The following is a 14,250-nucleotide window of genomic DNA, read 5'->3' on the forward strand; positions in this document are numbered from 1 at the left end:
TGGCTTGTTATAATAAACCTATGGCTATTCTGAGAAATTGCTCGTCCGCTTCCTTGATGGGGCAAGCCATAGGGGGACGGGGGAGACTAGTGTATACCAGGAGGAAATGATGAAAAAATATGACAGCAAGAATATCCGCAACTTAGCCCTGGTTGGGCACAGTGGTTCCGGAAAGACGACCCTTTCGGAATCCCTGCTCTACTTATCCAAGGCCGTGGCTCGTCCCGGAAAGGTGGAGGACGGAAATACGGTCTCTGACTGGGATAAGGAAGAGATTGCCCGACAGATTTCCATCTCCCTGAGCGTCCTGCCGGTGGAGTGGAAGGAGACCAAGATCAACCTCCTGGATGCGCCCGGCTACTTCGACTTTGCCGGCCAGGTCCTGACCGCCCTCCGGGCATCCGAGTCCGCCCTCATGGTCATCGATGCATCGGCGGGGATCGAAGTCGGATCGGAAATCTACTGGAATTACATGGAGAAGATTGGTCTTCCTCGGATCATCTTCCTGAATAAGATGGACAAGCCCAATGTGGACTTCAACACAAGGATCCATGAGCTCCACCAGGAATTCGGCAAGAAGGTCCTTCCCCTGACCCTGACCCTGGGCATGGGAGAAGATTTCGAGGGCATCATCGATATCATGGAGATGAAGGCCTATAAATACAACAACTTCAAGGTTGAGGAAGTGGAAATCCCTGAGATCCGGGTGGAGGAAGCCAAGGCGGCCTTCAATGAGATCGTCGAAGTGATTGCTATGACCGATGACGAACTGATGGAAAAATATTTCTCCGGCGAGGAGTTCACTGAAGATGAGGTCCGTCGGGGCCTGTCGGCAGCCATCCTCAACGGGTCAGCTGTTCCCCTGATTGCCGGATCTGCTACCATGGGTGCCGGGCTGGACCTCCTCCTGGACGCCGTCAAGAAGTATATGCCGGCCCCCAACTCCCCGGGCGTCAACCTGGGCTTCCGTCCTGAAGAGGGCGACCTGCCTGAAGTGGACAAGAACGGCCCCTTGAGCGCGGTCATCTTCAAAACCACGGTCGACCCCTATGTTGGAAAGATTTCCTATGTCAAAGTTGTTTCCGGAAGCCTGAAGAAGGGCGACATCTATAACGCCTCCAAGGATTCCTCAGAACGGCCCTCCGGCATCTTCTTCATGAGGGGCAAGACCCAGGAAGATACGGATGAAATCGTGGCTGGAGACATCGGCGCCTTCGCCAAGCTGGACAAGACCGAGACAGGGGACACCATCTCCGATAAGGACCATGTCGTCCGCTATAAGGGCCTTAAGCTCCCGGCCTCCAACCTCACCTTCGCCATCCAGGCCGACTCCAAGAACGACGAAGACAAGCTGACGCCTTCTCTGAACAAGCTGTCCGAAGAAGACGGCACCTTCCAGCTGGACCGCAATGCCGACACCAAGCAGCTCCTGATCCGGGGCCTGGGCAACGTCCAATTGGAGGCCATGATCAACAAACTCAAGACCAACTACGGGGTCAATGTCCACCGGGTTCCCCTGGTGATTCCCTATAAAGAGACCATCCGGAAGACCTCCGAGGTCCAGGGCCGCCACAAGAAGCAATCCGGCGGTGCCGGCCAGTTCGGTGACGTCTGGATCCGTTTCGAGCCCATTGATGAGGGCTTCGAGTTCGATGAAGAAGTCTTCGGCGGAGCCGTTCCCAAGAACTTCTTCCCGGCCGTTGAGAAAGGCTTGGAGGAATCCCTCTCCTCCGGTCCCTTAGCCGGCTACCCCGTGACCGGCATCAAGGCCGTCCTCTATGACGGGTCCTACCACCCCGTAGACTCCAACGAAATGGCCTTCAAGACCGCCGCCCACATCGCCTTCAAGAAGGGGGTGTCTGAGGCCAGCCCGGTCCTGCTCGAACCGGTCATGACCCTCCAGGTCACTATCCCCGACGCCTACATGGGCGACATCATGGGCGACATGAACAAGAGACGGGGCCGGATCCTCGGCATGGAGCAGGATGAGGACGGCAACCAGATCGTCAACGCCGAAGCCCCCTTCGCCGAGCTGACCGAATACGCCATCGACCTCCGGTCCATGACCCAGGGCCGCGGGTCCTTTACCATGGACTTCAAGACCTATGAGGAAGTCCCCCACGAAATCGCAGAAAAAGTGATTGAAGAAGCCAATGTCGAGGAATAGGCCAAATCGAAGCCTAGCCCGGCGTAAAGGATTGGCATAATAAGAAATCGAAAAATCCCTGGAAGCGGCCGGGCCCGATGCGGGTCCCGGTCCGAAAGGGATTTTTTCCCTGTAAAGAAAAGATGGAGGAAACGATGAAAGAGAAGAAATACCGGATAGAGGAAGATTCTCTGGGGGAGATGAAGGTGGATGCGGACGCCTATTATGGGGTCAATGCCCTCCGAGCCCGGGAGAATTTCAACATCACCGGCCTCTACCCCGACCGGAATTTCACCCGGTCCCTGGTGGAAGTCAAGAAGGCCTGCGCCTTGACCAACCATGAGGTTGGCCTCCTTTCTAAGAAAAAGACCAAGGCCATCGTCAAAGCCTGCGACCGAATTTTGGAAGGGGAGTTTTTAGACCAGTTCATCACCGACGCTATCCAAGGCGGGGCGGGGACCTCCTTCAATATGAACGCCAATGAGGTCATTGCCAACATCGCCATCGAGGAATTGGGCGGGGAGAAGGGGGACTATTCCCTCCTCCACCCCAATGACCACGTCAACATGGGCCAGTCGACCAACGACGTCATCCCCACCGCCGGCAAGATGACCATGATCCGCTATTTTGAGGACCTGGGCCAGGAAGTGGAGGCCCTGGTGGACTCCCTGGACAAGAAGGCCCATGAGTTCGATGACTACGTCAAGATTGGCCGGACCCAGCTGGAGGACGCCGTCCCCATCCGTCTGGGCCAAGAGTTCTCCGCCTACGCCTCCGTCATGCGGCGAGACGTCAAGCGGATTCAGCAGGGGATCATCAAGCTCTCCTCCGTCAACCTGGGCGGGACCGCCACCGGAACCGGCCTCAACGCCGACCAGCGCTATGTCAAGATGGTGGTCCCCTGCCTGTCCAAGGTGTCCGGCCTTGACCTGGTCCAGGCCGATGACCTCATCGACGGGACTCAGAACCTGGACGCCTTCCTCTATGCTTCTTCCATCCTGAAAATCCTGGCCACCTCCCTCTCCAAGATCTCCAACGACTTCCGCCTCATGGGATCGGGCCCCATCACGGGCCTTGGAGAAATCCAGCTCCCGCCCCGCCAGGCCGGGTCCTCCATCATGCCGGGCAAGGTCAACCCCGTCATCCCCGAGGTGGTCAACCAGGTCTGCTTCAATGTGGTCGGCAACGATATGACGGTGACCATGGCCGTCGAAGCCGGCCAGCTTGAACTCAACGCCTTCGAGCCGGTTATCTTCCACAACCTCTTCGAGAATTTCCGGTCCCTGATCGGGGGCGTCCACACCCTCCGGATCAACTGCGTGGACGGAATCAGCTCGGATAAGAAGCGACTGGACAAGATCGTCGAAGCCTCTATCGCCTCCGTCACCGCTATCGCCCCCCACATCGGCTACGTCAAGGCCTCCCAAATTGCCAAGAAGGCCCTCCAATCCCACAAGACCGTCCGGGACCTGGTCCTGGAAGACAAGCTCATGGACCCCGACGTTTTGGATGCTATCCTGGACCCCTACCGGATGACCATGCCCGGCGTCATCGAAGAGGACCGGATCAAGAAGGAGGAAGACCTTGACTGAATTCCGCCGAGAACATGATTCCATGGGGGAGGTCATGGTCCCCGCCGACAAGTATTGGGGAGCCCAGACCGAGCGGTCCCTGGAAAACTTCCCCCAAAATACCGACCGGATGCCCATGGACCAGATCCGGGCCATCGCCCTGGTGAAGAAGGCTGCTGCCATGGTCAACGACCGGGCGGGTCGGCTCCCCCAAGGGGCCATGGAGGCCATTTGCCGGGCAGCCGATGAGGTCATGGAAGGGAAGCTGGACGACCACTTCCCCCTGACCGTCTGGCAGACCGGGTCCGGAACCCAGACCAACATGAACGTCAACGAAGTCCTGGCCCACCGGGGGAATGAGATCCTGGGACAGGACCTCCTCCACCCCAACGACCACATCAATAAGTCCCAGTCCTCCAACGACGTCTTTCCCACTGCCATCCACATCGCCCTCTACCGAAAGGGGAGTGAGGACCTCATCCCGGCCCTGGACCGGCTCATCGACGCCCTGGACAAGAAGGCCCGGGCCTATGAGGACCTGGTCAAGTGCGGTCGGACCCACCTCCAGGATGCCACCCCGGTCACCCTGGGTCAGGAGCTTTCGGCCTATGTGGCCTCCCTCCAGGTCAACCGGGAGGCCCTGGATGGGGCCCTGGACGGCCTCCGCCCCCTCCCCATCGGGGGAACCGCTGTGGGGACCGGGCTCAACGCCTTCGAGGGCTTCGACCGGGCCATGGTCGAGACCATCAAGGACCTGACCGGCTTGGACTTCACCGTCATGGATAACAAGTTCCACGGGCTCTCTTCCAAAACCGAAGTCACCCGCCTCTCCTCGGCCATGAAAAACCTGGCCATGGACCTCTACAAGATGGCGGCCGACCTCCGCTTCCTCTCCTCAGGTCCCCGCTGCGGGATCGGGGAGGTCCGGATTCCGGCCAATGAGCCCGGGTCCTCCATCATGCCGGGCAAGGTCAACCCCACCCAGGTGGAATCCCTGACCATGATCGCCATCCAAGTCCTGGCCGGCGACCTGGCCATCTCCTTCGGACAGAGTCAGGGACAGTGCCAGCTCAACGCTTACATGCCCTTAATCATCTACAACGGCCTCCATTCCATGGACCTTTTGGCCAAGGGAATGACGGGCTTCCGGACCAAGCTGGTGGAAGGCCTGGAGGCCAACCCCGACAAGATCCGGGACAACATGGAGGCCTCTCTGATGTTGGTGACCGCCCTCTCGCCCTCCCTGGGCTATGAGAAGGCGGCGGAAATCGCCCACCATGCCTATGCGAATAACCTGACCCTAAAAGAAGCCGCCCGGGAAGTGGCCGGCCTCAGCGAGGAAGAATTCGACCGGGCCGTAGACCCCGGGAAGATGGTCTGAACGACCCTAAAAGAAAGGAATACTCATGAAGGATGTTTTTGAAAAAGCCCTTGCCCTCCATAAGGAACTCAAGGGGAAACTGAATGTGGAACTCAAGGCCCCCCTGGAAAGCAAGGAGGACCTCTCCCTGGTCTATTCGCCCGGAGTTGCCGAACCCTGCCGGGCCATCGCAGACGACAAGGAAGCCGTCTATGACTACACCTGGAAGGGGAATTCCGTTGCCGTCATCTCCGACGGATCCGCTGTCCTGGGCCTGGGCAACATCGGCCCCGAAGCCGCCCTCCCGGTCATGGAAGGCAAGTGCTGTCTCTTCAAGCGCTTCGGCGAAGTCAACGCCATCCCCCTGGTCCTGGACACCCAGGACACCGATGAAATCATCAAGACCGTCAAACTCCTGGCCCCCGGCCTGGGCGGGATCAACCTGGAGGACATCTCCTCCCCTCGCTGCATCGAGATTGAAACCCGTCTGAAAGAAGAGCTGGACATCCCCGTTTTCCACGACGACCAGCATGGGACCACCATCGTGGTCATCGCCGGCCTCATCAACGCCCTCACCCTGGTAGGGAAGAAGTGGGAGGACCTGACCGTGGTTATGTCCGGCCTGGGTGCCGCCGGCTCCTCCATCCTCCGCATGCTCAACAAGCTGGGCGTGGCCAACATCTACGGTTTCCGGTCCACCGGCATCCTCAATCGGAAGGATAAGGACTCCTACACCAACCCCTTATATAAGGAGCTGGCCGAAGAAACCAACAAGGACGCCGAAGACCTGACTCTGGAAGAGGCTATGGCTAAGGCCGACGTTTTCATCGGCGTATCCGTCCCCAACAAGATCACGGCCGATATGGTCCGGTCCATGAAGAAGGACCCCATCATCTTCGCCCTGGCCAACCCCGATCCCGAAATCGACTACGACGTCGCTAAAGAAGCCGGCGCACGGGTCGTGGGGACCGGCCGGTCGGACTATCCCAACCAGGTCAATAACGTCCTGGCCTTCCCCGGCCTCTTTAAGGGCGCTCTCTCCGTCCATTCCTCCGCCATTTCCGAGGAAATGAAGTTGGCCGCCGCCCAAGCCATCGCCGACATCATTCCCGATGAGGAGATCCGAGAAGATTACGTCATCCCCTCTCCCTTCGACCCCAAGGTCCCTGATGCCGTCGCCAAGGCCGTCGCCCAGGTCGCCATCGACCAGGGCCTGGCCCGGAAGAAGAACTAGGGCAGAAAAAAAGAGAGAAGTGCAAATTCTGACTTCTCTCTTTTTTTGTGTGCCGGGGGCGGGATCATGAGGTTTGTCAGGGTAGCGCTACCCTGGCTGGGGCTTATTTTTGCAGTTTGCCAGGGCCGGCCAACCCTGGCTGGGGCTTATTTTCGCGGTATACCAGGGCCGGCCAACCCTGGCTGGGGCTCATTTTCGCGGTTTGCCAGGGAAGCCCGGACCCTGGCTGGAGCTCATGTTCGCGGTTTGCCAGGGCCGGCCTACCCTGGCTGGGGCTCATTTTTGTTGTTTACCAGGGCCGGCCTACCCTGGCTGGAGCTCATTTTTGTTGTTTACCAGGGGAGCCCGCCCCTGGCCGGGCCCCGATTTCGTCATTTCCCAGGGAAGCTCCGGCCCAGCCCCGCCCCGCTCTTCCTACAACTGCTTGACGGGGATGTGGTTCCGCTCAAAGAGGGTCAGGGCGTAGTCGTCGATCCGGTAGCCCTCATGGTAGTAGACCGCCACGATCCCGGCTTGGATGAGGGCCTTGGTGCAATTGAGACAGGGGAAGTGGGTGACATAGCAGGTCGTTCCCTTGACGGTGATGCCTTCCTTGGCGCAGTAGAGGAGGGCGTTCATCTCGGCATGGATGGTGGCGATGCAGTGGCCATCCCTCATGGTGTGGCCCACTTCGTCGCAGTGAGGGTTGCCCGACAGGGCCCCGTTGTAGCCGGTGGATACGATCCGGTGGTCAGGGTTGACCAGGACGCAGCCCACATAAGCCCGGTCGCAGGTCCCTCTCTGGGCCACCCCCTGGGCCAGCTCCATAAAATATTCATCCCAAGATTTTCTTGCCATCTCATTACCTCCCTTTTTCTCCCATATTATCTCATTGGGTCCCAAATGGACCCAATTTGTCCCATTTCCTCCCACAAGCCTCCTCCTATCCACTAAAATTGAAGGAGGATCTGCTTTATTTTACCAGAAAGAAGGAGGGGAGGACCGCCATGTTTCCCTACAACGACCAACAATGGGAAGCCATCCGGACAACGGAGGGGCCGGTATTAATCATCGCCGGGCCGGGGACGGGAAAGACCCGGACGATGGTGGGACGGGTCCGGTACATTTTGGAACAAGGATTAGCCCGGCCGGAAGAAATCATGGTGACCACCTTCACCCGGAAGGCCAAGGCGGAGGTCCTGACCCGGCTGGGCCGGGAGGGGGACCCGGAGGAACAGGCCGGTCCTGCCGGGAGCCTGGCCGCCCTGGCCGGCCAGGTCAATGTGGGCAACTTCCACCAGATCGGCCAGTCCATCATCGAAGAAAACATCGACAAGACCGCCTACCTCCCCGGCTTTCGGCGGGTGGATGAGGTCGCTATCGCCTACCTGGTCGACCGGTCCTGGCCCGCCCTGACGGGCCTAAGTCCGGAAGGAGAGACAGTCCGGGAGGACCTGGCTGCCGCCATGGCCCTCCTCTTTCCCCGCCACAAGCCCCGGGACCCCCGGACCCTGTCCTACCGGAAGAAGGACTACCTCCGGCTCATGGACCGGGTTCGTGAGGGATTCGCCGACCTCTCCGTCGACTGCTCCGAGACCCGGGCCGCCCGCCTTCTCCTGGACCGCTTCCGGGCCATGCTCCGCCACTACAATGTCATGGACCACTCCGAAGTCCTCTACCAGACCATGGAGCTTTTGGAAGACCCCGAGGTCCTGTCCCATGTCCAGACCCGGGCCAAATACCTCATGGTGGATGAGTACCAGGACACCAACCCTGTCCAGGAGGCCATCCTTTCCCGGCTGGCCCGGAAGACCGGTAACCTCTGCGTGGTGGGGGATGACGACCAGTCCCTCTACCGCTTCCGGGGGGCGACCGTGGAAAACCTTCTGGCCTTTCCCCGCCGCTATCCCGGGAGCCGGACCCTCTATTTGACCACCAACTATAGGTCCGGTCGGCGGATTATGGCCACCGCCGGCGCCTTCATCGACCGTCCCTTTGGGACTGAACGGGACCGGGCTATCCAGGCTAACCGCTTCCCCAAGGCCATGACCGTCCTCCCGGACAGGCCGGAGGGAGGCGTCTACAAATGGATCGAGGAGGACCCCGACCAATGGGCCCACGTCCTGGTCCGTCTGGTCAAAGAAGCCCACGGCAAGGGCCTGGCCTATCGGGATATGGCCATCCTCTCCCACTCCGTCAACCCCGGCTATAACCCCTCCATCCGCCGGGTCCTCCGAGCCATGGAGGCGGAGGGGATCCCCTGCCAATCCTCCAAGACAGAGAGCCTGGCCGGGGTAAGCCTTGTTCGCCGTCTGGCCGCCTGCCTCCTGGTCACCCTCCTGACCGAAGGAGGGAAGTCAGCCGGAGGGCGGGCCGCCGACCTCATGGCCCAAAATCCGGCTCGGACCCTTGTCGAAAGCCTCCCCCGGAAGGGGAGGGCGGAGAGGGAAGAGATCTATCGGGCCTGGGACAGCTTTTGGAAAGAAGGGAAGACGACCCGGCTGGGGGAGGTCGCCCTGTCTTTCTTGGGGGCTCCTCCCTTTGAAGGGGCCCTGGCCAAAGCCCTGGATGGTCGAGATAAGGACAAGGATCCCGCTCTAGCCCTGGCCGCTTTCTTGACCTACCTGGATGAGCTGTCCGGCCTGGCCCAAAGGCCGGAGATCAGCCAGGGGACCCGGGGGAAGGCCGCCCTCCTTTTCTTTGACCACTGGACCAAGCTCCAACAAGGCCATTTGGACTATATTGACCCCGACCAAAGGGAGGTGGAGGATGCCGTCCAGGTCATGACCATCCACCAGTCCAAGGGCCTGGAATTTTCCCTGGTCATCCTGGAGGAAGGCCGGGAGAAGTACACTTTCCGGAGACCTTCCCAGGGGGAGGACCTCCTTCCGGCTAACCCCCTCCTGGGCCACCAGCCCGCTCCCGACCTGGCCCAGGACCTGGATACCGTCCGCCAATACTATACCGCCATGACCCGGGCCAAGGACCTCCTAGTCCTAACGGCCGGCCCGGACGAAAGCCAGGGACCCCGAGGCCCCAGGGCCCTTTGGCCCCCCTTCCTCCGCCTCAACATGAGTCTATCTCCTTTGGAGATGGAGGAGGCCCTGGCCCATATCGCCCCCTCGGGAGAAAGAGGGGAGGGGGTCCAGGAAAGCTACGCCTACACCTCCGACCTGGCCCTCTACCGGACCTGCCCCCGGTCCTACTTCTTCTTCCGGGTCCTGGGATTCCCGCCTCATAAGAGCCAGGCTATGGCGGAGGGGACCCTCCTCCACCGGGTCCTGGAGGCCGTCAACCGGAAGGGGGGCCGGGTTTCCTCTGAGGACCTGGACAAGATTCTGGCTTCTGTGTCTGGTGGGTTGGCCGCCGGGGGAGAAGGCATCACCCCGGAAAGCCTCGACCAAGCCAGGGACCGGATCCTGGCCTACATGAGCCGGGAAAAGGACCGGGTATTGCCTCGGCTTCTTTGGGCCGAAAAGGACCTGGCCCTCTCCATGGGAAACTACCGCCTCTTCGGGAGCCTGGACCTGGTCCTGGAGGATGGGACCTTGATTGACTTCAAAGCCCACGTCCCTGAAAAGTCCGACCTTCTCGAGACCTATATCCACCAGCTGGCCGTCTACCGGATCCTCCTGGATGCCCATTGGCCGGGTCCGGCCGCCAGGGAAAAGGGGGAGAACTTCCTCTATGACCTGTCGGCGGCCCGGGAAAAAGAAAGCCTCCGGGCCTTCCCCTTGGATGAGGAAGACCTGGAGGCTTGGAAAGGGACCATGGACCGGTTGGTGGCGGAGATTCAGGCGGGTGAATTCGGGGCTATAGCCCGGGATCGGGAAGCCTGCCGGACCTGCTCCATGGCCCATTTCTGTTACAAGATGAGGACCATAGGGGAGTGGACGCCTACTTGTCCGGAGTAATCCGCTTGTACTTCTGGTAGGTGAAGGTATATTCCCCGTCAGACATGGGTTCGGACTCATCGGTCAGGACCCATTCGGGATCCTCGCGGAGGTTGGGGATCCAGACATCCGCCTTGTCAAAGGCATGGTGGATCATGGAAATATCCGCCTCATCGGCCAGGTCCCAAAGGGCTTCGACCAGCTGGCCCCCGCCTGCTAAAAAGACTTTTTTTGTCCCGTCGGGGTTGAGGTCCCGGATGGCCTTCATGAGCCCCTCCCGGTCGTGGACCAAGGTCATCCCCTTCTGGGGCGGGAGGTCCTGGCGGGACAGGACGATATTGTCCCGGTTGGGGAGGGGGCGGCCTCCCGGGAAGGACTCCAGGGTCTTCCGGCCACAGACGATGATGTTCCCGGTCGTGACCTCCTTGAAGCGTTTTTGGTCCCGGCTGATGTGGTGGACCATGTCATTTTGGTAGCCGATGGCGAAGTTCTCATCCACGATAAAGATCAAGATCATCATTCCTCCTCCCCCTTTCTTCATGGGGCAATCATGGTAAAATGGTGGAAACAAAAATCATACACGGTGGTATATCCATTTTACGCAACCGGTCGCTTTTGAACAAGTTGGGAGGGTGTTTTCATGACAAAGACCAAGGCGGTGTTCGAAACCGTTCAAGACCAAATCCTGGAGGACCTCCTCTCGGGGGTCTACCAAGCCGGGGATCCGGTCCCCGACCGGGAGAGCCTGCGGAGGGTCTTCCGGACCAATACCGAAACCATCGACCGGGCCATCCAGGGTCTGGAGGCCCGTGGACTCATCTGCCGGGAGGGAGAGGGTCTGGCCTTCACCCGGGACCGGGACCGCCTGGCCCTGGCCCGTGAAGACCTGGTCCAAGGCCACTTCCAAGACTTCCTTGACCGGGCCCGAAAGCTGGGCATGGACGATGGGGAGATTCGGCGGTTTGTTCTGAATAAAGGAGGATTCCATGACCAAGCTAGAGGATAGGATCCGGGAGGAACTGGAGAAGACGGAGAAAAGCGAAAAGACGGAAAAAATAGAAAAAAACGAAAAGACGGAAAAGTCCTCTCCAAAAAAGAAGAAAAAGAAAAAAGGCAAGGCCAAGGCGGTGGAAATGCAGGTGATTCCCGAAGTGGAGATTCCGGAGACGCCGGGCGAGGCTGATGAGGTTCCGGAGCCGGTCGATGAGGTTCCGGAAGAAACGCCCGAACCCTTCGTCTACAAGCCCCGCCTGGTGGTCAAGAACCTGACCAAGTCCATGGCCAACCAGGTCATCCTGGATGACCTTTCTTTCGATCTGGCGGAGGGCCGGGTCCTGGGCCTCATGGGCCCCAACGGGGCGGGCAAGTCCACCCTCCTCCGGATCCTGGCGGGGCTCTTCCACCCGACCAAGGGGACGGTGACGGTCAATGGGGAGCCGGTAGGCCTGAAAACCAAGGGGATGGTCTCCTACTTCCCCGAAGGAGGCCTGGTCGGCTTTGGGGAGTCGGTCTCCTCAGCCCGTGCCTTCTTTGTCAAGTTCTTCCCGGACTTCGACAAGGACCGGTTCGACGAATTGGTCGACCGCTTTCAGATTCCCGAAAAGCGGGTGGGCCACCTCTCCATCGGCTACCGGGTCCGCCTCTCCATGGCCCTCTGTTTGAGCCGTGAGGCCGACCTCTACCTCCTGGATGAGCCCCTGGGCAACCTGGACCCCCTGGTCCGGGACGACATCATCGACCTCCTGGTGGAGTCCGTGGGCGGCCAAGCCTCATTTATTATCACCAGCCAGAGGGTCCGGGACATCGAGTCCATTTTCGATGAGGTGATTTTCTTGGACAAGGGGAAGATCGTCAAGCAGGGGCCGGCGGAGGTCCTCCGGATGGAGGAAGGCCTGTCCATGGATGACCTCTACAAAGAGATCTACCGCTAGGAGGGCCTATGTGGCGCATATTTATCCAACGAAGACGGAATAAAATCGGCCGGCGGTGGATCCTCTTCGCCCTGGCCCTGGTCCTTTTTCTGGCCATGAGCCGGATCCAGGAGGCCATCTCTCCCCATTTCCCGGACATGGACGGGGAGCCTTCCGGCCGGTTCATGGACCTCCTCTCCGGCCTTCCTTTCGTTTTTCCGGGCCTGGTCCTCTTTCTGGAAGCCTGGGAGGCCTTGGGGGACTACTATGGCCCTGAGGCCGGTCCGGCCCTCCACCTGGTCCCCCTTTCCCGGGCCCGGGAATTCGGCGGCCGCTTCCTTTCGGTCCTTTTCACGGTCTTCCTTGCCCTGGTCCTCATGGCCGGGGCCGGTCAGATGGCCCGGCTCCTGGGCATGGAGGGCCATCTGACCGGCCCCTTCTTTCCTGAGGGGACCCTCTCGTTCTCTCTGACGGTGGCCGCCCTGGTCCAGGCCGCCTTCACCATCTCCCTCCTCTTCCTCCTCCAAACCCTGGGCCGCTTGTTCATGGGCCCCTGGAAGAAGCGGGCCCCCTCCCTCCAGATCCTGGTGGACAGTCTGGTCCTGGTCCCCTTGATGGCCGGGCTCACCTTAGTTGCGGAGGTCCTCATCCCCCGCCGCCCCGTGGTCTTTTTCCCGGCCTCTTTTTCCCTCCACCTCATAGGCCCGGAGGCATGGACCCCCACCAGCCGGATTCTCTGGACTTATGCGAGGGTAAACCCTGAGGCAGCCGGCCTGTTTGAAGGGGAAGAGGGGCTCTGGGCCATCCCTCTGGCCCTGGTCATCTTAGTTACTATCCTGGTCTTCACTGCCAGCGCCGCCCTGGCCGAAGACCGGATCGACGATTAGGAGAATGCTATGGTCAAACGCATACGACATGAAATCCGGGAATTTTTCCCGGTCATGGGTTTCTTCTACCTGCTCTTTATCCTCTTCCGCCTGGGCGGCCTGGCCTTCATTTCCATCAAGGGCCAATCCGTCCAAACCAGCGAGCTCTACCTCCTGGTTTCCTACCTCATCCAAGTGGCCATCCTGGTAGGTCTGGGCATCCTGATCGCCTACAACTTCTCCAAGGAGCTGACCAGCCGTGAGGGGGTGAAAAGCTTCCTCACCCCCATGCCCGGTTGGAAGATCATCCTGGCCAAGTACCTGGCCATCCTCATCCTCTGCGGGGTCTTCTTCCTCCTGGTCCAGGTCTCCTCAGCCTTCATCCAGGACGGATCCATGAAACCCCTCTATCTCAAGCTCCGGACCGCCATGCTGGACCGGGGCGTCCTCATGGGCCTGGTCTTGGGCTGGTTCGAGATGGACGGCCTGGCCCTCATCTACTTCATCCTCTGGTGGACCATGGTCTACTTCTTCGGCGTCTATACCTGGACCCGTCTCTACTATAACTACAGGCGGCGGGTCTGGGCCCTCTCCGTCACCTTCTCCCAACCCCTGGTTTTTTTCCTGGGTATCTTTTGCCTGGACTGGCTCATCTACGGCGTTAACCGCCTCCTTCCCCTATATATCGGTAAGGAAGACCTGGGCCTCCACCTGGCGGAAAAGACCCCGGAACTCTCCCTGACCATCCAACGGCTCTACCACAACGGGATCGGCTTCCTCCATGAGTCCGGAGGCAAGATCGGAGAAATGGCCGGCTACTCCCTCTCCTCCTACGCCCTGGTGGTCATCCTGGCTCTCATCTTCTTCTTCCTGGCCCAACGCTATTGGGAGAAATTGGACCGGTGAGGATGCTGTGCCTTGGGAGATGGCAGGATCATGAGGTTTACCAGGGAAAGGAAACCGGCCTACGGCGATGGCTCCTGCCTCGGGCTTTGAACCCTGTTATTCTCAAAATTCTCCAAAATATCAGGGTTTCCGCCCCTGATATTTTGGCAATCTAACAAAAAAGCAGGGTACTTTTTCACCCTGCTTTTCTTATGATTCAGCAAATTGTCAGGGTTTTTACCCTGATTTTCTTACGATCTGCTCATTCATCAGGGTCATTTTTACCCCTGATATTCTTGTGATTTAGCAAATTGTCAGGGCACTGGACCCTGATTTTCTTGACATTCTCCAGATTGTCAGGGTTCCCGGCCTCGACTCGGCTGCGAATTAGGGCCTCCCAGGGCTC

The 14,250-nt window shown here is 59.6% G+C and carries 11 protein-coding genes; 9 read left to right on the plus strand and 2 right to left on the minus strand.

What is annotated here, in order from left to right; translation table 11 throughout:
* Positions 1–109: 109 nt before the first annotated feature.
* The 4 genes from fusA to HGKM_RS03015 all read left to right on the plus strand — a co-directional run bounded on the left by fusA (position 110) and on the right by HGKM_RS03015 (position 6,311).
* On the plus strand, positions 110–2,167 hold the full coding sequence (gene fusA / locus HGKM_RS03000) for an elongation factor G (RefSeq protein WP_019133864.1): 2,058 nt from the start codon (positions 110–112) through the stop codon (positions 2,165–2,167).
* A 134-nt stretch (positions 2,168–2,301) separates the two neighbouring features.
* Positions 2,302–3,738 carry an aspartate ammonia-lyase gene (locus tag HGKM_RS03005; protein ID WP_245550605.1) on the plus strand — a complete coding sequence of 479 codons (1,437 nt, stop codon included), beginning with the start codon at positions 2,302–2,304 and terminating at the stop codon, positions 3,736–3,738.
* Positions 3,739–3,760: 22 nt separating this feature from the next.
* The gene (locus HGKM_RS03010; RefSeq protein WP_034579428.1) at positions 3,761–5,098 is read left to right on the plus strand and encodes a class II fumarate hydratase; all 1,338 of its coding nucleotides are present in this window, start codon (positions 3,761–3,763) and stop codon (positions 5,096–5,098) included.
* A gap of 25 nt (positions 5,099–5,123) precedes the next feature.
* Positions 5,124–6,311, plus strand: coding sequence for an NAD(P)-dependent malic enzyme (locus HGKM_RS03015; protein ID WP_019133867.1), 1,188 nt, complete (start codon positions 5,124–5,126; stop codon positions 6,309–6,311).
* Between the two features lie 414 nt (positions 6,312–6,725).
* On the opposite strand, the gene HGKM_RS03020 is transcribed toward HGKM_RS03015, so the two are convergent.
* Positions 6,726–7,148, minus strand: a complete 423-nt coding sequence (locus HGKM_RS03020) for a deoxycytidylate deaminase (RefSeq protein WP_034579431.1) — start codon at positions 7,146–7,148, stop codon at positions 6,726–6,728.
* Positions 7,149–7,297: 149 nt separating this feature from the next.
* On the opposite strand from HGKM_RS03020, the gene HGKM_RS03025 reads away from it, so the two are divergent.
* Positions 7,298–10,204 (plus strand): ATP-dependent DNA helicase, encoded by a 2,907-nt coding sequence (locus HGKM_RS03025; RefSeq protein ID WP_019133869.1) that lies wholly within the window; start codon positions 7,298–7,300, stop codon positions 10,202–10,204.
* Here the strand turns inward: HGKM_RS03025 and HGKM_RS03030 are convergent.
* Positions 10,188–10,703 carry a dihydrofolate reductase gene (locus HGKM_RS03030; RefSeq protein ID WP_172634683.1) on the minus strand — a complete coding sequence of 172 codons (516 nt, stop codon included), beginning with the start codon at positions 10,701–10,703 and terminating at the stop codon, positions 10,188–10,190. The genes HGKM_RS03025 and HGKM_RS03030 overlap by 17 nt on opposite strands.
* Before the next feature lie 120 nt (positions 10,704–10,823).
* On the opposite strand from HGKM_RS03030, the gene HGKM_RS03035 reads away from it, so the two are divergent.
* From HGKM_RS03035 to HGKM_RS03050, 4 genes are read left to right on the plus strand one after another with little or no spacing between them, the layout of a single operon-like run.
* Positions 10,824–11,189 carry a GntR family transcriptional regulator gene (locus HGKM_RS03035; protein ID WP_019133871.1) on the plus strand — a complete coding sequence of 122 codons (366 nt, stop codon included), beginning with the start codon at positions 10,824–10,826 and terminating at the stop codon, positions 11,187–11,189.
* Positions 11,170–12,114: an ABC transporter ATP-binding protein gene (locus HGKM_RS03040; RefSeq protein ID WP_019133872.1), complete on the plus strand. Its 945-nt coding sequence runs from the start codon at positions 11,170–11,172 to the stop codon at positions 12,112–12,114. Before HGKM_RS03035 ends, HGKM_RS03040 begins: the two co-directional genes overlap by 20 nt.
* Positions 12,115–12,122: 8 nt before the next feature.
* Positions 12,123–12,980 (plus strand): hypothetical protein, encoded by an 858-nt coding sequence (locus tag HGKM_RS03045; protein WP_019133873.1) that lies wholly within the window; start codon positions 12,123–12,125, stop codon positions 12,978–12,980.
* A 9-nt stretch (positions 12,981–12,989) separates the two neighbouring features.
* On the plus strand, positions 12,990–13,865 hold the full coding sequence (locus tag HGKM_RS03050; RefSeq protein WP_019133874.1) for a hypothetical protein: 876 nt from the start codon (positions 12,990–12,992) through the stop codon (positions 13,863–13,865).
* The last annotated feature ends 385 nt before the right edge of the window (positions 13,866–14,250 follow it).

This window comes from Kallipyga massiliensis ph2 (assembly GCF_000311985.1).
GTDB lineage: Bacteria > Bacillota > Clostridia > Tissierellales > Peptoniphilaceae > Kallipyga > Kallipyga massiliensis.